The following is an 18,505-nucleotide window of genomic DNA, read 5'->3' as shown; positions in this document are numbered from 1 at the left end:
AGCACCGGTCGGCCCGCCGTTCTCTTTTGCCCCCGCACCTGACACACTTAGATACCGGACGTGCTGTTTTCTTTCGGAGAGCTCGTTCGTTTTGCCCGATGTGCACAACTCCGGTGGGATGCCCACGTGGTGAATACTGTCGTAGCGTGAGATATCGTGTACCGGGCGTGAAAACAAACAGCATGACCCGTTCCTTTCCGGCTCAGGAGTTCAGGCGATGGCGAGGCAGGTACGCGCCGAGCAGACCCGCGCGACGATCATCACGGCCGCCGCCGAGCTGTTCGACCGGCAGGGCTATGAATCGACCAGTCTCAGTGACATCGTCGAGCACGCCCAGGTCACCAAGGGGGCCCTCTACTTCCACTTCGCCGCGAAGGAGGACCTCGCCCACGCCATCCTGGAACTGCAGTCCGTGACCAGCCGCCGGCTGGCCAGGGACACCGAGATCCGGGGACACACCTCCCTGGAGGCGCTGATGCGCCTCACCTTCTGCATAGCCAGGATGTCGGCCGAGGACCCCGTCCTGCGCGCCGGACTGCGGCTCGCCACCGGCGGCACCCGGCCGCGCCCCCCGCTGAGCCATCCCTTCACCGAGTGGCTGGACATCGTCACGGCCCGGCTCCTCGGCGCCGTCAAGGAGTCCGACGTCCACCCGGACGTCGACATCGACGTCGTGGCGCACTCCCTGGTCTGCTTCTTCGTCGGCACCCGTGTCGTCGGCCGCTCCCGTGAACCCGTCGCCAGGCAGCCCCGCCGTACGGCCGAGATGTGGCAGCTCCTCATCCGGGGCCTGGTCCCCGTCACCCGGCGCGCCCGCTACCTCAGCCTGGCCGCACGGCTGGAACGGGAGATCGCGCCGGTGTGACCCGCGGTGCGCGGCGCCCGGCGCGCGTTACGGTGAGCCGCATGTCCGACCACCCCACCGCGCCCGTGATCCTCGGCGACGAGCCCGGCACCTTCCCCTACGGCGTGCTGGTCGAGCGGCACCCCGCGATCATCCGGCAGGTGCGCGAGGCCCTCCCGTACGGGCCCGAGCAGCACCGCGCGCTCGACGCCCTGCTCGCCAACTGCACCGAAGGCACGATCGAACCCCTCCCCGCCGACGCGCACGACCGGCGGCACTGGGAGACCTGGGGGATGGACACCTACGCCGGCCGCTCCTGGTACGACGTGCCGTGGCTGTGGTCGGAGAGCTGGTTCTACCGCCGACTGCTGCACGCGCTGGACCACTTCGCCCCCGGCCCCTGGCAGGGCATCGACCCGTTCCGCCCCTCCAAGCTCGCCGAACTCGACTCGCCCGCCACGGACGAGGAACTGGCCGCGCTCGACGACCTCGCCGCACGCCCGGCGGACGAACGGGCCCGCGCCCTGCTGCACGGCTCCCTGTGGGGCAACCGCGCCGACCTCGGCTTCCGGCTGTCCGCCGAGGGCGCCGAGGAGACGGCCGCCGTACCCGCCCTGGTGACCGACGACAGCGAACGGCTGTGGCCGCTGCTCGGCACCTCCGGCACGGGCACGCTGTGCCTGGTCGCCGACAACGCGGGCCGCGAACTCGTCCCGGACCTGCTGCTCGTCGCGCACCTGCTGGCGCACGGCCGTATCGCCCGGGCGGTGCTGCACGTCAAGCCGTACCCGTACTACGTCTCCGACGCCACCACCGCCGACGTCGTCGACGCGGTGCGCCGGCTCACCGGCGCCAAGGGCGCGGCGGCCGAGTACGGCCGTGGCCTGTGGGCCGCGCTCACCGACGGCCGGCTCGCCCTCCGCGCCCACCCGTTCTCCTGCTCGCCGCTGCCGTACGCGGACATGCCGGACGACCTCCGCGCGGACTTCGCCGCCGCAGCGCTCACCGTCGTCAAGGGCGACCTCAACTACCGTCGTCTGGTGGGCGACCGGTACTGGCCCCCGACCACACCGTTCGCGGAGGTCACGGCCTATTTCCCGGGACCGGTCGCCGCCCTGCGCACCCTGAAGTCCGATGTGATCACCGGACTGACCGCCGACACCGAGGCGGCGCTGATCGCGGCGGAGGAGCAGCGCTGGCGCACCAGTGGCGCCCACGCGCTGATCCAGGTCCGGACATAGGGTCCGCAATTCCCGTACGGGGCACGGTTCACGCGATGGTGTGATCATGTCCGGCCCGGTGGATGCCGCCACCGGGCCGCGGGTAGCCCCCGGCCATGACGCAGCCGTTCGAACTCCCGCACTTCTACCTGCCGCACCCCGCGCGACTCAACCCGCATGTCGACGAGGCCCGCGCCCATTCGGCCGGGTGGGCGCGCGAGATGGGCATGCTGGAGGGCAGCGGGGTCTGGGAGCAGGCCGACCTCGACGCGCACGACTACGGCCTGCTCTGCGCCTACACCCATCCCGACTGCGACGGGCCCGCCCTCTCGCTCATCACCGACTGGTACGTGTGGGTCTTCTTCTTCGACGACCACTTCCTGGAGAAGTTCAAACGCACCCAGGACCGCACCGCAGGCAAGGCCCATCTGGACCGGCTGCCGCTGTTCATGCCGCTCGACCCGGCGACCGGCGTCCCCGAACCGGAGAACCCGGTCGAGGCGGGTCTCGCCGACCTGTGGGCGCGCACCGTGCCGGCGATGTCCGCCGGCTGGCGGCGCCGGTTCGCGGTCGCCACCGAACACCTCCTCAACGAGTCCCTGTGGGAGCTGTCCAACATCAACGAGGGGCGGATCGCCAACCCCGTCGAATACATCGAGATGCGCCGCAAGGTGGGCGGCGCGCCCTGGTCCGCCGGGCTCGTGGAGTACGCGACCGCCGAAGTGCCCACCGCCGTCGCCGGAACCAGGCCGCTGAGGGTCCTGATGGAGACCTTCTCCGATGCCGTGCACCTGCGCAACGACCTCTTCTCCTACCAGCGGGAGGTCGAGGACGAGGGCGAACTCAGCAACGGCGTACTCGTCCTGGAGACCTTCTTCGGCTGCACCACCCAGGAGGCCGCCGACATCGTCAACGACGTCCTCACCTCGCGGCTGCACCAGTTCGAGCACACCGCGTTCACCGAAGTCCCCGCCGTGGCGCTGGAGAACGGGCTCACCCCGGCCGAGACCGCGGCCGTCGGGGCGTACACGAAGGGCCTGCAGGACTGGCAGTCCGGCGGCCACGAATGGCATCTGCGCTCCAGCCGCTACATGAACGAGGGCGCGCGGTCCGGCGCCCCCTGGCAGTCCCCGTCCGGCCCCGGGACGTCCGCCGCCGACGTCGGCGCACTGCTCGCCGGCGCGGGGGCCGAGAGGCTGCGCGCCCACACGCACGTGCCGTTCCAGAAGGTCGGCCCGTCGATCATCCCCGACATCCGCATGCCGTTCCCGCTGGAGCTCAGCCCCGCCCTCGACGGCGCGCGGCGGCACCTGCTGGAGTGGTCGCGGCGGACGGGCATCCTCGGCGAGGGCGTCTGGGACGAGGACAGACTCGAGAGCTGCGACCTCCCGCTGTGCGCGGCGGGACTCGATCCGGACGCCACCCAGGAGCAGCTCGACCTCGCCTCCGGCTGGCTGGCCTTCGGCACCTACGGCGACGACTACTACCCGCTCGTCTACGGCCACCGCCGCGATCTGGCCGCCGCCCGGCTGACCACGGCCCGCCTGTCGGCCTGTATGCCCCTCGACTCCGAGGAGGTCCCGCCGCCCGTCAACGCCATGGAGCGGGCGCTGATCGACCTGTGGAGGCGTACGACGGCCGGTATGACGCCCGATGAGCGCCGCCCCCTGAAGTCGGCCGTCGACACGATGACCGAGGCCTGGGTGTGGGAGCTGTCCAACCAGATCCAGAACCGTGTCCCGGACCCCGTGGACTATCTGGAGATGCGGCGCGCCACCTTCGGATCCGACCTCACCCTGGGGCTCTGCCGCGCCGGGCACGGACCGGCGGTGCCGCCGGAGGTCTACCGCAGCGGTCCCGTCCGCTCCCTGGAGAACGCGGCGATCGACTACGCCTGCCTCCTCAACGACATCTTCTCCTACCAGAAGGAGATCGAGTTCGAGGGCGAGATCCACAACGCGGTCCTCGTGGTGCAGAACTTCTTCGGCATCGACTATCCGACCGCGCTGCCCGTGGTGCAGGACCTGATGAACCAGCGCATGCGCCAGTTCGAGCACGTGGTGCAACACGAACTGCCCGTCGCCTACGACGACTTCCAGCTGTCGGACGAGGCACGGGCGATCATGCGGGGCTATGTGGCGGACCTGCGGAACTGGATGGCGGGCATCCTCAACTGGCACCGCAACGTCGCTCGCTACAAGGACGAGTACCTGTCCGGCCGGGTCCACGGCTTCCTCCCGGACCGCTCACCGGCACCGCCGGTCCTCGTCTGAAGCCCCGCACCGCCCGCACAGCCGCCGGAGGCGAACCATGGAACAGACCGCGTTGCGGCCCAGGCCGATGCCCGGCGACGGGGGCGGGGGTGACGGATCCGGGGGCGGGCCGGGCTCCGGTCCGCCCGGCCGGCCTTCCGGGCGCCGGCGCGGGCAGCGGCTGGTGACCGCGCTGCTCGGGGTGCTGGCGGGGGTGGTCCTGGTGCTCTCCGGAGCCGGGCTGGGGGCGGTGGGGGCCACGGTCGTCGGCGCGGACGGGCTCGCCGAGCTGAAGCGGCAGGCGGGAGTGCCGCCCACCGCCCCGGCCGCGGCACCGCGGTCCGTCCCGTCCACACCCGTCGCCACCAGGCTCGGCGTGGAGGTGGCCGACGACAGGAGACCCGGGGCGCTGGTCGTCGCCGTGCACGTGCCCGGCCCGGGGTCCTCGGCCGGTCTCGTACGCGGCGACGTCCTCCTCGCCTTCGGTACCACCCGTGTCGACTCGGCCGCCGACCTGGCACGCGCCGTCGCCCGGGCCCGCCCGGGCGACGAGGTGGGACTGACGGTGCGCCGTGGCAGCGGGGGCTACCAGCGGCTGACGGCCGTCCCCGGCATCGTCACGTGACCACGCGGAAGTGGCTGGTGAGCCGGCCCTCGTCGTCCAGTACATGGAAGGCGAACCCGACCGGGGCGTCCCGGTCCGCGATCTGCTCGCCCTCCCAGGGCAGTCGCAGCGTCCAGGTCACGCCCGGCCCCACCAGCACCGGGCGGCCCGCGAACGTGGTGGCGGCCGGGGTGTGGGCGTGACCGGTGATCAGCCCGGCGATCCCGGGCCGCCGCGCCAGCAGGCCGGCCAGCCGCTCGGGGTCGCGCAGCGGGTAGGAGTCGGGCAGGGGGTGGTGGAGCGGGACCGGCGGGTGGTGGAAGGCGAGCAGGGCAGGAAGGCCGTCGTCGAGCCCGTCGAGCGTCGACTCGATCCAGGCGTAGGTCTCCGTGTCCAGCTCCCCGTCGTCGCGGTCCGGGATGCTCGAGTCGCACATCAGCACCGCGCCGCCGTCCAGCACGTGCGCGCTGTTGACCGGCCCGTCGGCGGCCGGCAGGCCCAGCAGCGCCTTGCGGTACGGGGCCCGGCTGTCGTGGTTGCCCGGGCAGGTCAGCACCGGGAACGGGGCGGTCCCGTCGCGCAGTCCCAGCAGGCGGGCGGCCTCCTCGTACTCGGCCTCGGTGCCGTGGTCCGCGATGTCCCCGGTCACCAGCAGCGCGTCCGGCCGGACCGGCAGCTCCCACAGCCGGTCCCGCACCCGCCGGGCGCGCTCCGTCGCCCGCGCGGTTCCGTCCAGATGCAGATCGCTGATGTGCGCGAGTACGAGCACGGCCGTACGCCTCCCCGAGATATCTGCTAATGGTTCAATATGATCAAACCATTAGCCGTGATGGAAAGGCAATGCTCCACCCTTGGTTGTGGTGGGTCGCGGGGCGAACACCGCGAACCGGCTCGCGCCGCCCCCGCCCGCCGGGCAGGATGCTGCCCGTAACCTGCTGTCGCCCTGGGAGGCCCCCGAATGACCGGCGCCGTGCCCGCGTCCTTCACCGCCGACGACTACGAGGCCCGCATGGAGCGTGCGGCGCGGCAGGCCGCCGACGCCGGGCTCGCCGGACTGCTCGTGGCACCCGGCCCCGACCTGGTGTGGCTCACCGGCTACACCCCCACCGCCGTCACCGAGCGGCTCACCCTGCTGGTCCTGGCGGCCGGCCGGGACCCCGTGCTCGTCGTCCCCACCCTGGAGGCCCCGGACGCCGAACGCGCCCTCGGCGCCCGTTCCCTCACCCTGCGCGACTGGACCGACGGCAAGGACCCCTACGCCGCCACCGCCGCCCTGCTGGACGCGGACGGGCGGTTCGGCATCAGCGACAACGCCTGGGCCATGCACCTGCTGGGCCTGCAGAAGGCGCTGCCCGGCACCTCGTACGCCTCCCTCACCGAGGCCCTGCCGATGCTCCGCGCCGTCAAGGACGCGGCGGAGCTGGAGCTCCTGGCCGCCGCCGGGGCCGCCGCGGACGCGGCGTTCGAGGAGATCAGGCAGGTCGCCTTCGCCGGTCGCCGCGAGACCGACGTCGCCGCCGATCTCGCCGCCCTGCTGCGCCGGTTCGGACACTCCCAGGTCGACTTCACGATCGTCGCCTCCGGCCCCAACGGCGCCAACCCGCACCACGAGATCGGCGACCGCGTCATCGAACGCGGCGACATGGTCGTCCTGGACTTCGGCGGCCTCAAGGACGGTTACGGATCCGACACCTCCCGCACCGTCCACGTCGGCGAACCCACCGACGAGGAGCGCCGGGTGCACGACCTCGTGCGCGAGGCCCAGGAGGCGGGCTTTCGCGCGGTACGGCCCGGAGCCGCCTGCCAGGAGGTCGACCGCGCCGCCCGTACGGTCATCGCCGACGCCGGGTACGGGGAGCACTTCATCCACCGCACCGGGCACGGCATCGGCGTCACCACGCACGAGCCGCCCTACATGATCGAGGGCGAGGAGCGGCCCCTCGTCCCCGGCATGTGCTTCTCCGTCGAACCCGGCGTCTACCTGCCCGGCCGGTTCGGCGTGCGCATCGAGGACATCGTGACCGTGACCGAGGACGGCGGACGGCGGCTGAACAACACCGCACGGGAGATGGTCATAGTGGACTGAACGGCTCCCCTCGTCCCCTCCCTGCCTCCCCGAACGGCAACGGCGCGATCATGACCCAGGCACCGACACCCACCGCGGACACCGTCCGCCGACTCGCCCGCTCCCTGCTGAAGGACGGCGACAAGGGCGCCGGCAGGGGCGGCGGCGCGGATTCCCCCGCAGGACCCGACGTCCGGCCCGCCGCCGCGGGCGCCGATCCCGCCACCTGGTGGGTCGGCACCCGCCATGTGCTGCGCCTCGCCCCGGACCGGGAGGCGAGCGTGCGCCGCCGCCGTGAACTGCGGCTGCGCGACCTCGTCCGCCCGCACGTCCCGGTCGCGCTGCCGTCCGCCGTGGCGCACGGCGAGTGGGCCCCCGGTCTGCTCTGCACCCTGGACACCCGGCTGGCCGGCGGCACGGGGGAGGAGCACGCCGTCTCCGCCGTCGGCGAGACCGACCTGGCCGGGCTGCTCACCGGGCTGCGCGAGGTGCCGGCGCGGCAGGCGGAGACGCTCGGCGTGCCGCGCGTCCCCCCGCGCTCCCTGGAAGCCCTGCGCCGGGCCGCCGGGGAGGCCGCCGGACGCCTCGCCGAGGCCGACGAGTTCGACCCGGGCCGGCTGAACCGGCTCACCCCGCCCGCCGCGGTCCAGCTCGCCGCCCAGCCGGGTACGGCCGTCCTCGTCCACCACGCCCTCACCGGCGGGCACCTCGTGGTGAGCGCGGACGGCCGCGTACGGGGCGTCCTCGGCTGGGACGCGGCGGTGGTCGGTGACCCCGCCGAGGACATCGCGGGCCTCGCGCTCGCCGTCGGCGCCCCGGCCGCCGTACGCGCCGCCACCCTCGCCGGCTACGGCGCACGACCCTGCCTGCGCGGCCTGTGGCTGGCCCGCTGCGACTCCGTTTGCCACCTCGCCGAGGCCCTCACCGGCCGTACCACCACCCCGCCGCCGGTCCTGCGCGCCCGGCTGCGCCGCGCCTGGGAGCCGATCATGCTGGAACGCGTGACGGACCTCGGCGACGGCGACGAGGCCCCGTAGCCACGGCTGTCATTCCCGCAGCAGCACCACCGCCGACTCCGCGGGTACGTGCAGCACCCCGTCCGGGCCCGGGGTCTCCACCGGCTCCCATGCCGCGAGGACGCGCGCGTCGGGGACGCCCAGGGGGATCGCCGCCTGCCCGCCGCCGAGGTTCACCGCGACCCGGACGTCCCCCCGCCGGAAGGCCAGCCAGCGGTGCTCCTCGTCGTAGGCCACCTTGGTGTCGCCGAGGTCGGGGTCGGTGAGGTCCGGCTGCTCCTGGCGCAGGGCGAGGAGGAGCCGGTACCAGGACAGCACGCGCGCGTGGGGCTCGCGTTGCGGCTCCGACCAGTCGAGGCAGGAGCGGTCGCGGGTGGCGGGGTCCTGCGGGTCCGGCACCTCCTCCTCGGCCCAGCCGTGCGCCGCGAACTCCCGGCGCCTGCCGTCACGCACCGCCTTGGCGAGCTCCGGGTCGGTGTGGTCGGTGAAGAACTGCCAGGGCGTGCCCGCCGCCCACTCCTCGCCCATGAACAGCATGGGCGTGAAGGGAGCGGTCAGCGTGAGTGCCGCCGCGCAGGCCAGCAGCCCGGGGGAGACCAGGGCGGCCAGACGGTCCCCCTGGGCGCGGTTGCCGACCTGGTCGTGGGTCTGGCCGTAGCCGAGGAGCCGGTGCCCGGCCACCCGGTTGCGGTCCAGGGGGCGGCCGTGGCGCCGGCCCCGGAAGCCGGAGTACGTGCCGTCGTGGAAGAAGCCGCCGGTGAGCGTCTTGGCGAGGGCCGCGAACGGGGCACGCGCGAAGTCGGCGTAGTAGCCCTGCGCCTCACCGGTCAGCGCGGTGTGCAGGGCGTGGTGGAAGTCGTCGTTCCACTGTGCGTGCAGCCCGAAGCCGCCCTCCGCGCGGGGCCGGACGAGCCTGGGGTCGTTCAGGTCCGACTCGGCGATCAGGAACAGGGGACGGCCGGTATCGGCGGCGAGGGCGTCCACGGCCCCGGACAGCTCCTCCAGGAAGTGGCACGCGCGCGTGTCCGCCAGCGCGTGCACCGCGTCCAGCCGCAGTCCGTCGAACCGGTAGTCCCGCAGCCATGCCAGCGCGCTGTCCACGAGGAACGCGCGCACCTCGTCGGAGCCGGGGGCGTCCAGATTGACCGCCGCCCCCCACGGGGTGTGATGGGTGTCCGTGAAGTACGGCCCGAACAGCGGCAGGTAGTTCCCGGACGGCCCCAGATGGTTGTGCACGACGTCCAGCACGACGCCGAGCCCGAGGGCGTGGGCCCGGTCGACGAACCGTTTCAGCCCCTCGGGACCGCCGTACGGCTCATGCACCGCCCACAGCGAGACCCCCTCGTACCCCCATCCGTGCCGGCCCGGGAACGGGCACACCGGCATCAGCTCCACATGCGTCACGCCCAGCTCCGCGAGATGGCCGAGCCGCCCGGCGGCGGCGTCGAAGGTGCCCTCGCGCGTGAACGTGCCCACGTGCAGCTCGTACAGCACCGCGCCGGGCAGCGGGCGCCCCGTCCACTCCGTACGCCAGGCGAACCGGTCGTGGTCGACGACGGCGCTCAGGCCGTCCGGCCCGTCCGGCTGCCGGCGCGAACGCGGATCGGGCAGGACGGGACCGTCGTCCGGCGCGAAGCCGTACCGGGAGCCGTCGTGCGCCTCGGCCTCTCCCCGCCACCATCCCTCCCGCTCCGGGTCACGCTCCAACGCCCGTGTGACGCCGTCGCACTCGAGCGTCACTCGGCCGGCCTGTGGTGCCCACACCTCGAACTGCACGGACGGTTCCCCTTCGTCTGCTCACCGTGATGTAGCCCCTCCATCGTGCTTCATGGGAGATCAATTCGCCGGAGGATCCGCCCTTTTGCGGCAGGTGTCGCCGGGCACGCGCGCGTGCGGCCGTTTCCCCGCTTTCTGGACAGCCCGGCCGTCGCTGACCGACAATCAGCGTCGTGACGTCGTCCTTCGAGTTCCCCACGTACCCCGCGCGGCTCTCCGACGCGGAGCGCGACAAGGCGCTGAGCGTGCTGCGGGACGGCGTCGCCATGGGCCGCCTGTCCCACGACACGTTCGTCCGGCGCATGGAACTCGCGCTCGTGGCGCGCCGTTCCGACGAACTCGCCGCACTCACCGCCGACCTGCCGCAGGAAAGCCGCTTCTCGCGCCTGGTGTTCGGCACCGTGGAGGCCGTCTCCGGATTCACCGTGCGGCTGCGCCGGGCCTGGCAGGCCGAGAAGCTTCCCAAGCTGCTGCTGCCGCAGCCGGCGACCGGCCACCCCCTGCGCATAGGCCGCGATCCCGGCAGCGGGCTGCGGCTCAGCCATGAGACGGTCTCCCGCGTGCACGCCGAACTCCGCCACCAGGGCGGCCTCTGGGTGCTGCGGGACCTCGGCTCCACCAACGGCACCACGGTGAACGGGCGTCGGGTGGTCGGCGCGGCCGTCGTCCGCGAGGGCGACCAGATCGGCTTCGGGCAGATCACCTACCGGCTCGCGGCGCACTGACCCCGGCGAAATCCCCGCGATCGTCGAGGTGTTGACGTACCCCCGAAGTCGTGACTGACTGTGCGTACGCCATGCACTCCCGGTGAAACGACGGCGCCGCTTCGTGGAGGTGTGCCCTGCCGCCCCTCCCGCACTACCCGACCGTCGACGAACTGGGCGCGCGGGCCGCCGCCCTCGCCGCCCGGCATCCCCGTGACGCCCGGCTGCGCCGCGTCGGCGCCTCCCGCGCGGGCGCCCCCCTGTGGCTGCTCAGTGTCGGCCACGGCAACCGCCAGGCCCTCGTCGTCGCCGGGCCGCACGCCAACGAGCCCGCGGGCGGTGCCACCGTGCTGCGTCTGGCCGAGCGGGCCCTGGCCGACCCCCGGCTCACCGAGGGCGCCGACGTCACCTGGAACCTGCTGCTGTGCCTCGACCCCGACGGACTGCGCCGCAACGAGCGCTGGCTGACCGGCCCGTACACCCTCGGCCACCACTTCCGGAACTTCTTCCGGCCCGGCTTCCTGGAACAACCCGAATGGCTGCCCGACGGCGCCGCCGCTGCCGCACTGCCCGAGACCCGCGCCCTGCTCGCCCTCCAGGACGAACTGCGGCCCTTCCTCCAGTGCTCCCTGCACGGCGTCGACGTCGGCGGCGGCTTCGTCGAGCTCACCCGTGACCTGCCCGGCCTCGACCGGCGGGTCGCGGGCATCGCCGCCCGCCTCGGCGTCCCGCGCGAGCTCGGCGCCTACGACGCCCTGTACTGGCCCGGCCTCGGCCCCGCCGTCTACCGCATCCCGCCCCCGCGCCGCCGTGACCTCGCCGCCGCCATCACCGAGGCCGCCGTGGAGTCGACGTGGTTCCACCCGCACCGGCACGGCACCCTCACCGCGGTCGTCGAGGCACCCATGTGGGGAGTGGCGGCCGTGGCGGACGGCTCCCCGCGCACCGGCGTGGAGGCGGAGCTGCGGTCCGTCAGCCGCACCCTGCGCCAGGACACCCTGCTGCTGAGCGGCCTGACGGCCCGGATCCGGCCGTACCTCGCCGGCGTACCCGACGCGGCGCGGCTGCTCGCCCCGGTCGACGACTATCTCCTGGTCTGCCCAGGGCTCGCCGACGCGTGGGATCCCGACTGCGGGAACGATTCTGCTCATCCGCTGCCGCCCATGACCACCGCCCGCCTCGCCGCCCTGCGCCTCGCCGGACGGCGGCTGGCCCTGCGCACCGCCGGGCTGCTGCACCAGCTGGTGACGCGCGCCGGACGCGATCCGGCCGGGGCGCTGCCCGAACTGGACCGGCTGATCGACGCGCGGTGCGCCGACTTCCGGGAGGTGTTCGGGGCCCGCTGGATCGCGGTCGCGCGCCAGGCCGAGTACCAGGCGCGGGTCGTCCTCGCCGCGTTCGAGCTGGCAGGCCGCGGAGCCTTCCGTTCGGGTGAGCCGGGGTGGGGTCCGGACACCGTCGTGCCGATGCATCGGGAATGACGCACATCTCAGTGAAAGCGGTACGGGCGGGACTGCTCACCGCCCTCGTCCTGCTCGCGTGCACGGCACCCGCACGGGCCGGCGCCGGGCACTCCGCCGAGGACAGCTGGCTGATGCTCACGGTCAGTCACGGGGAGACGCCGTCCAGCGCGGAGGACGGCACCATGCTGCGGTGCGACCCGCCCCGGGGCCACCGGCACGCCGCCGACGCCTGCGCGGAGCTGACCGCGGCGGACGGGCGCATCGCCGACATCCCGGCGAGGGACGCCGTCTGCCCGATGATCTTCGCGCCGGTGACCGCCCACGCCCACGGGACGTGGCGCGGGCAGCCCGTCGAGTACACCGAAACCTTCTCGAACACCTGCCTGCTGACCGCCCGGACGGGTTCGGTCTTCGCCCTGGACACCCCGTGACGACCCAACTGCGGGCAGTCGCGCCGCCGGGGCGGCACGGGTGGGCGCAGCGGCACCCGCCCCCGCCCGGCACCGACGCACACGAGCGCCCCCGTCACCACGCCTGTTCGCGCGCCTGGCGGGCAGCCACCAGCACCGTACGGCACTGGTGCTCGACCTGATGGTCCACCGGAACCCACCGCGCGTGAAAGCGCCCCGCGAACGCGGCGCTCCAGCGCGCGACCAGCCCCTCCAGCCGAGCCGCCGCCCCCGCGTCGCTCTCCCGCAGCACCCGCCGCAGCATCGCCGCCGCCCTGAGCGGCACCCGGCGCGCGAACGCGTCCACGCTGCCCACATACGCCCGCGTGCCGTCCACGGGCGGCGTGCGGACCAGGTCGGCGGCCAGCCCCGGCACCAGCTCCAGCCCCCAGACCACCGCCCGCAGCAGCGGCCCGTCCGCGTCCTCGCCCAGCGGACGCGGACGCGCCTCCTCCAGCACCCGCCGCACCTCGCCCGCGTCCCGCAGCAACCGGTCCGCGAGACGGCGCATCGCCGCGTCCGGCGCCGGATGCGGCGCCGGGTCGTCCACCAGGCCGCCGGCCCACATCGGCACCTCGATCACCGCCGTCAGGCCGCCGTACCGGTGGGCGTGGTACCAGGTGCTGTGCCGTGCGTCGTCGGTCAGGCTCGGATAGGCGGGCGTGGTCTCCGGCACCGGCATCACATGCACCCCGGGACCGGACGCCGGCCAGCCCGCCGCGTCCGAGGCGCCCGTCTCCACCGGTATGTGCAGCTGCGCCGCCGACCTGGCGAACGGCTCCGCGAGCCCGGGCACGTCCCTCGTCAGCTGCACCCAGCTGCCGCCCAGATCGGTGCCGTGCAGGGACACCTGCAGATAGGGCCGCACCTCGTCGATGACCCCGGTCAGCGCCCGGGTCTCGGGCGGCAGCAGGCCGGGCGGCAGCACCGACGGCGCCCACTCCGGCTGCTCCGGCCCCGCGGGACGGAAGAACCCCAGGTGGTAGTCGTACAGACTGCGCGGCGACGGGGTCACATGGAGACTCGCCCCGTCGGGATCCGCGCACAGCAGGAAGTGCCACGACGTGCCGTCGCGCAGCTCCCGCTCCTGAACCGTCCGCCGGGCCAGCGCGAGCAGCGTGCCCCCGCCGGCCGGTTCGTTGGCGTGGGCGCCGGCGACCACCAGCACGGCCCGCCGCGCGTGGCCGACGGACAGCAGATGCAACGGCCGGCCCGCGCGGGACGCCCCCACCCGCCTCAGCACGCACAGACCGGGCGACCCGGCCGCCAGCGCGCGGGCGGCGGAGACCAGTTCGGCCACCGTCGGATAGCGCAGCTCCAGCAGCGGACCCACCCCCCGTCACAACCACCTGAATCCGCTCCGCGCAGTACCCCACGGCCGGAAGGCGGTGTCAAGGGCGCGGCGGGGGAGGCTCCAGGGGGCGCCCCGGGGCGTGCCGGCACCCGGTCACCACGCGGGGGCACAGCCGGTGCGGCGCGCGCCCCGCCGGGCCACGGCCGGCGTCAGTCCCCGATCCGCTCCAGCAGCGCCACGGGTGAGCGCTCGAGCAGTTCCGCCACGCGCGCGTGCCCGCTGAACTCCCGTCCCGTCTCCAGCACGTCGGCCCACCGTCCCGGCGGCAGGGGCAGGCGGGTGTCGTGCCAGCCGCCCGCCTCCGCCAGCCGGAGCGACAGACGGGTCACGGCGGTGAGCACCTCGCCGGAGCGCACGAAGGCCAGGCAGTGCGCCGCCGCGGGTCCCTCGGCGGACAGCGGTTCGTAGGCGGCCGTGTCACCGAAGACGTCCGGCCGCCGCGCCCGCAGCCGCAGCGCCGCCCGCGTGACCGCCTCCTTGCCGCTCCCGTCGCTCCCGTCGTCCGCGAACCGCACGGTCCGCCGGTTGTCCGGGTCGACCAGCGCCCGGTACTCGTGCTCCGTGCCCTGGTAGAGGTCGGGCACCCCCGGCATCGTCAGCTGGACCAGCGCCGTACCCAGTACGTTCGCCCGGACGTGCGCCTCCAGTGAGGCGCGGAACGCCGCCACCCGCTCGCCCGGCACCCCGCACGGCCCCGCCGCCACGAACCGCGCCACCGCCTCCTCGTACGGCTGCTCCTGCTCCGTCCAGCTCGTGTACAGGCCCGCCTCGCGCACATGCTTCAGCAGTGCCCCCCGCACCCGTTCCTCCTCCGCCGGGCCGAGTCCGAACACCGTCTGCCAGGCCGCCCACGCCAGCTGCGCGTCCGGCACGCCCTCGCCCGCGCGGGTGACCTCCGCCAGGACGTCCGCCCAGCGCTCCGGGCACTCCGTGAGCACGTGCAGCGCCGCCCGCACATCGGCACTGCGCTTGGTGTCGTGCGTCGAGACGACCGTCCCGGTCGACGGCCAGTCGCGCTGCACGCGCGCGCAGTACGCGTGGAACCGCTCCGGGGACACCGCCGGGTCACCGGGGTTCCCGCCCACCTCCGCCGCCGACAGCAGCGGCACATAGCGGTAGAACGCCGTGTCCTCCACGGACTTGGCCCGCAGCGCCGACGCGGTCTGCGCGAACCGCGTACGGAACTCCACGTACTCCGCCCCGTCCCCGTACCGCCCGAGCACCAGGTCCCGTACGACATCCACCGCCCCGGCCTCCTCGGGGACGGCGAAGGCGAGCCGGGCCTCGGCGGCGGCCTCCTCGGTGACGACAGCGGCCGCGTCCACGGAGGCGTAGGGGCGGTACACCTCCAGCCGTACCAGCAGCTCCTGCAGGGCGGTGCGCAGCGCCCAGGGCGCGCGGTCGCGCAGTCCGGTCTCCGGAGCGGTCGCGCACAGCCGGCCCGCCACCCGGGTCAGCCGGTCCACCTCGGTGGCGAGCTCGTGCGTGAGCACCTTGTACGCGGCCCGCCGCACGGTGGCGTCCCAGTCACCGCCCCGGTCCGTCTGCGGGGCCGCGAACCGCCGGTACTGGCCGAGCAGCTCCCCGAACCCCGCCGGGTCCGTGAACAGCCCGTCCACGTGCCGCAGGGCGTCGTAGCCGGTGGTGCCGGCGACCGGCCAGGAGGCGGGCAGCGGCTCCCCGTCGGCGAGGATCTTCTCCACCACCGTCCACCGGCCGCCCGTGGCCTCGTGCAGCCGCCGCAGATAGCCGTCGGGGTCGGCCAGCCCGTCCGGGTGGTCGACGCGCAGCCCGTCGATCACGCCCTCCCGGAGCAGCTGAAGGATCTTGGCGTGCGTGGCCTCGAACACCTCCGGATCCTCCACCCGCACCCCGATCAGCTCGGAGATGCTGAAGAACCGCCGGTAGTTCAGCTCGGTCCGCGCGAGACGCCACCACACAGGGCGGTACCACTGCGCGTCCAGCAGTTCCGGCAGCGGCAGTCCGGCCGTCCCCTCGCGCAGCGGGAACGCGTGGTCGTGGTAGCGCAGCACGTCGCCGTCCGTCCTCAGGTGGCCGGCCTCCCGGCCGAGCGGCCCACCGAGCACCGGCAGCAGCACCTGGCCGCCCTGCGCCTCCCAGTCGATGTCGAACCACCGCGCGCAGCGCGAGTCGGGGCCTTCGCGCAGCACCTCCCACAGGGCCCGGTTGTGGCGCGGGGACATCGCCATGTGGTTCGGGACGATGTCCACGATCAGCCCGAGCCCGTGCTCCCGCGCGGTGCGCGCCAGCTCCCGCAGGCCCTCCTCGCCGCCGAGCTCCTCGCGCACGCGCGTGTGGTCCACCACGTCGTAGCCGTGCGGTGAGCCGGGTACGGCCTCCAGGACGGGCGACAGATGCAGATGGGACACGCCGAGCGAGGCCACGTACGGCACGGCGCCGGCCGCCGCCCCGAACGGGAAGCCGGGCTGCAACTGCAGCCGGTAGGTGGCCGTGGGCACCGCCGGGTCAGGTCGCTCAGAGGTCATGGGAACCTACGTACCCGCGTAGCCGCCTTTCGTGTCATCGCTCCTCCCGCCGAACCACCCGTCGCCCGGACGGGCGGCCCCGGGGTACACGTTCACACCGGCCGCTGCAGCACCGTCATGCTGCGGTCGGTCAGTGTCAGCCGGGTGCCGGCCGCCACCTTCGGACCGGTCCCCGGCGGTACGCCGTCCGCGCGGGCGGTGTCCACGACCACCTGCCACTGCCGGCCGTGGTCGACCGGCACCACGAAGTCCAGCGGCTTGGGGGAGGCGTTGAACATCAGCAGGAAGGAGTCGTCGGTGATGCGCTCCCCGCGCTGACCGGGCTCGGAGATCGCGTTGCCGTTGAGGAACACCGTCAGCGCCGACGCCCGCGCGGAGTCCCAGTCCCGCTGGGTCATCTCCGCGCCCTCGGGAGTGAACCAGGCGATGTCGGAGAGGTCGTCGTGGGTGCCCTCCACCGGCCGGCCGTGGAAGAAGCGGCGCCGCCGGAAGACCGGATGGTCCTTGCGCAGCCACACCATCGCGCGGGTGAACTCCAGCAGCTGCCGACGCGGGTCCTCCTCGCCGTCCTCCCCTCCGCCGGGCGCGGGCCAGTCCAGCCAGGCCAGCTCGTTGTCCTGGCAGTAGGCGTTGTTGTTGCCGCGCTGGGTGCGGGCCACCTCGTCGCCGTGGCTGAGCATCGGCACGCCCTGGGAGAGCATCAGCGTGGCGATGAAGTTGCGCATCTGCCGGGCCCGCAGCCGCAGCACGTCCGGATCGTCGGTCTCGCCCTCGGCCCCGCAGTTCCACGACCGGTTGTGGCTCTCGCCGTCCCGGTTGTCCTCGCCGTTGGCCTGGTTGCGCTTGTCGTTGTACGCCACCAGGTCGTGCAGCGTGAAGCCGTCGTGGCAGGTGACGAAGTTGATCGAGGCCAGCGGGCGCCGCCCGTCGTCCTGGTACAGGTCGGAGGAGCCGGTCAGCCGGGAGGCGAACTCCGCGAGCGTGCGTGGCTCGCCCCGCCACAGGTCCCGCACGGTGTCGCGGTACTTGCCGTTCCACTCGGTCCACAGCGGCGGGAAGTTGCCCACCTGGTAGCCGCCCTCGCCCACGTCCCACGGCTCGGCGATCAGTTTCACCTGGGAGACCACCGGGTCCTGCTGCACCAGGTCGAAGAACGACGACAGCCGGTCCACCTCGTGGAACTGCCGCGCGAGGGTCGCCGCCAGGTCGAAGCGGAACCCGTCGACGTGCATCTCGGTGACCCAGTACCGCAGCGAGTCCATGATCATCTGCAGTACGTGCGGGGACCGCATGAGCAGGGAGTTCCCCGTGCCCGTCGTGTCCATGTAGTAGCGGGGGTCGTCGGTCAGCCGGTAGTACGACGGGTTGTCGATGCCCTTGAGGGACAGCGTGGGACCCAGGTGGTTGCCCTCGGCGGTGTGGTTGTAGACCACGTCGAGGATCACCTCGATCCCGGCCTCGTGCAGCGCCTTCACCGCCGACTTGAACTCCAGCACCTGCTGGCCCCGGTCGCCCCAGGACGCGTAGGCGTTGTGCGGGGCGAAGAAGCCGATCGTGTTGTAGCCCCAGTAGTTGTTCAGGCCCATGTCCACCAGACGGTGGTCGTTGACGAACTGGTGCACCGGCATCAGCTCCAGCGCCGTCACTCCCAGCCCGGTCAGATGCTCGATCACCGCCGGGTGCGCGAGGCCCGCGTAGGTGCCGCGCAGCTCCTCCGGCAGCCCCGGGTGGCGCATGGTGAGGCCCTTGACGTGGGCCTCGTAGATCACCGTGTGGTGGTACTCCGTACGGGGCAGCCGGTCGTCGCCCCAGTCGAAGTACGGATTGACCACGACCGACGTCATCGTGTGCGGCGCCGAGTCGAGGTCGTTGCGCCGGTCGCGGTCGTCGAAGTGGTAGCCGTACACCTCCTCGCCCCACCGGACCGCCCCGCCGATCGCACGCGCGTACGGGTCGAGCAGCAGCTTCGCCGAATTGCAGCGCAGCCCCCGCTCGGGGGCGTACGGCCCGTGCACACGGAAGCCGTACCGCTGCCCGGGCATGACCCCGGGCACGTACGCGTGCCGCACGAACGCGTCACTCTCGCGCAGTTCGACCGCGGTCTCGGAGCCGTCGTCGTGCAGCAGACACAGCTCCACTCGGTCCGCGGCCTCCGTGAAGACCGCGAAATTCGTTCCGGCGCCGTCGTACGTGGCACCGAGCGGATACGCCTCGCCAGGCCAGACCTGCATGGATACGACTCTTTCAGGTG

The 18,505-nt window shown here is 73.5% G+C and carries 14 protein-coding genes; 9 read left to right on the top strand and 5 right to left on the bottom strand.

What is annotated here, in order from left to right; all coding sequences use genetic code 11:
• The first annotated feature begins 217 nt into the window (after positions 1-217).
• The 4 genes from ACH4VX_RS25600 (at position 218) to ACH4VX_RS25585 (ending at position 4,941) form a co-directional block, all read left to right on the top strand.
• Positions 218-865, top strand: coding sequence for a ScbR family autoregulator-binding transcription factor (locus ACH4VX_RS25600; RefSeq protein ID WP_398370390.1), 648 nt, complete (start codon positions 218-220; stop codon positions 863-865).
• A 41-nt stretch (positions 866-906) separates the two neighbouring features.
• Positions 907-2,085 carry a damage-control phosphatase ARMT1 family protein gene (locus tag ACH4VX_RS25595; RefSeq protein WP_398370388.1) on the top strand — a complete coding sequence of 393 codons (1,179 nt, stop codon included), beginning with the start codon at positions 907-909 and terminating at the stop codon, positions 2,083-2,085.
• 95 nt (positions 2,086-2,180) lie between these two features.
• A complete protein-coding gene (gene cyc2, locus ACH4VX_RS25590) occupies positions 2,181-4,337 on the top strand; it encodes a germacradienol/geosmin synthase Cyc2 (RefSeq protein ID WP_398370386.1) in 2,157 nt (718 codons plus the stop codon).
• Between the two features lie 37 nt (positions 4,338-4,374).
• A complete protein-coding gene (locus ACH4VX_RS25585; RefSeq protein WP_398370384.1) occupies positions 4,375-4,941 on the top strand; it encodes a PDZ domain-containing protein in 567 nt (188 codons plus the stop codon).
• On the opposite strand, the gene ACH4VX_RS25580 is transcribed toward ACH4VX_RS25585, so the two are convergent.
• Positions 4,934-5,689 (bottom strand): metallophosphoesterase, encoded by a 756-nt coding sequence (locus ACH4VX_RS25580; protein ID WP_398370382.1) that lies wholly within the window; start codon positions 5,687-5,689, stop codon positions 4,934-4,936. The genes ACH4VX_RS25585 and ACH4VX_RS25580 overlap by 8 nt on opposite strands.
• 189 nt (positions 5,690-5,878) lie before the next feature.
• Between ACH4VX_RS25580 and ACH4VX_RS25575 the strand changes: the two genes are divergently transcribed.
• The gene (locus ACH4VX_RS25575; protein WP_398370381.1) at positions 5,879-7,006 is read left to right on the top strand and encodes an aminopeptidase P family protein; all 1,128 of its coding nucleotides are present in this window, start codon (positions 5,879-5,881) and stop codon (positions 7,004-7,006) included.
• 50 nt (positions 7,007-7,056) lie between these two features.
• The gene (locus ACH4VX_RS25570) at positions 7,057-8,022 is read left to right on the top strand and encodes an aminoglycoside phosphotransferase family protein (protein ID WP_398370380.1); all 966 of its coding nucleotides are present in this window, start codon (positions 7,057-7,059) and stop codon (positions 8,020-8,022) included.
• 9 nt (positions 8,023-8,031) lie between these two features.
• On the opposite strand, the gene treZ is transcribed toward ACH4VX_RS25570, so the two are convergent.
• Positions 8,032-9,777 (bottom strand): malto-oligosyltrehalose trehalohydrolase, encoded by a 1,746-nt coding sequence (gene treZ, locus ACH4VX_RS25565; RefSeq protein WP_398370379.1) that lies wholly within the window; start codon positions 9,775-9,777, stop codon positions 8,032-8,034.
• Between the two features lie 173 nt (positions 9,778-9,950).
• Here treZ and ACH4VX_RS25560 point away from each other — a divergent pair, with 173 nt between their 5' ends.
• The 3 genes from ACH4VX_RS25560 to ACH4VX_RS25550 all read left to right on the top strand — a co-directional run bounded on the left by ACH4VX_RS25560 (position 9,951) and on the right by ACH4VX_RS25550 (position 12,375).
• Positions 9,951-10,502, top strand: a complete 552-nt coding sequence (locus ACH4VX_RS25560) for an FHA domain-containing protein (RefSeq protein ID WP_398370377.1) — start codon at positions 9,951-9,953, stop codon at positions 10,500-10,502.
• A 116-nt stretch (positions 10,503-10,618) separates the two neighbouring features.
• Positions 10,619-11,962 carry a M14 family zinc carboxypeptidase gene (locus ACH4VX_RS25555; RefSeq protein WP_398370470.1) on the top strand — a complete coding sequence of 448 codons (1,344 nt, stop codon included), beginning with the start codon at positions 10,619-10,621 and terminating at the stop codon, positions 11,960-11,962.
• Positions 11,959-12,375 carry an SSI family serine proteinase inhibitor gene (locus ACH4VX_RS25550; protein WP_398370376.1) on the top strand — a complete coding sequence of 139 codons (417 nt, stop codon included), beginning with the start codon at positions 11,959-11,961 and terminating at the stop codon, positions 12,373-12,375. Before ACH4VX_RS25555 ends, ACH4VX_RS25550 begins: the two co-directional genes overlap by 4 nt.
• Before the next feature lie 94 nt (positions 12,376-12,469).
• Here the strand turns inward: ACH4VX_RS25550 and ACH4VX_RS25545 are convergent, their stop codons facing one another.
• From ACH4VX_RS25545 to glgX, 3 genes are all read right to left on the bottom strand, one after another.
• Positions 12,470-13,726, bottom strand: a complete 1,257-nt coding sequence (locus tag ACH4VX_RS25545; protein ID WP_398370375.1) for a M14 family zinc carboxypeptidase — start codon at positions 13,724-13,726, stop codon at positions 12,470-12,472.
• A gap of 170 nt (positions 13,727-13,896) precedes the next feature.
• The gene (gene treY / locus ACH4VX_RS25540) at positions 13,897-16,254 is read right to left on the bottom strand and encodes a malto-oligosyltrehalose synthase (protein WP_398370373.1); all 2,358 of its coding nucleotides are present in this window, start codon (positions 16,252-16,254) and stop codon (positions 13,897-13,899) included.
• A 92-nt stretch (positions 16,255-16,346) separates the two neighbouring features.
• Positions 16,347-18,485, bottom strand: a complete 2,139-nt coding sequence (gene glgX, locus ACH4VX_RS25535) for a glycogen debranching protein GlgX (protein WP_398370371.1) — start codon at positions 18,483-18,485, stop codon at positions 16,347-16,349.
• Positions 18,486-18,505 lie beyond the last annotated feature (20 nt).

Origin of the sequence: Streptomyces sp. NPDC020731, from assembly GCF_044334705.1 — a bacterium.
In the GTDB taxonomy this organism is placed as follows: domain Bacteria; phylum Actinomycetota; class Actinomycetes; order Streptomycetales; family Streptomycetaceae; genus Streptomyces.
The sequence above is the reverse complement of the archived record's forward strand: the minus strand, read 5'-3'. Positions and strand labels throughout refer to the sequence as shown.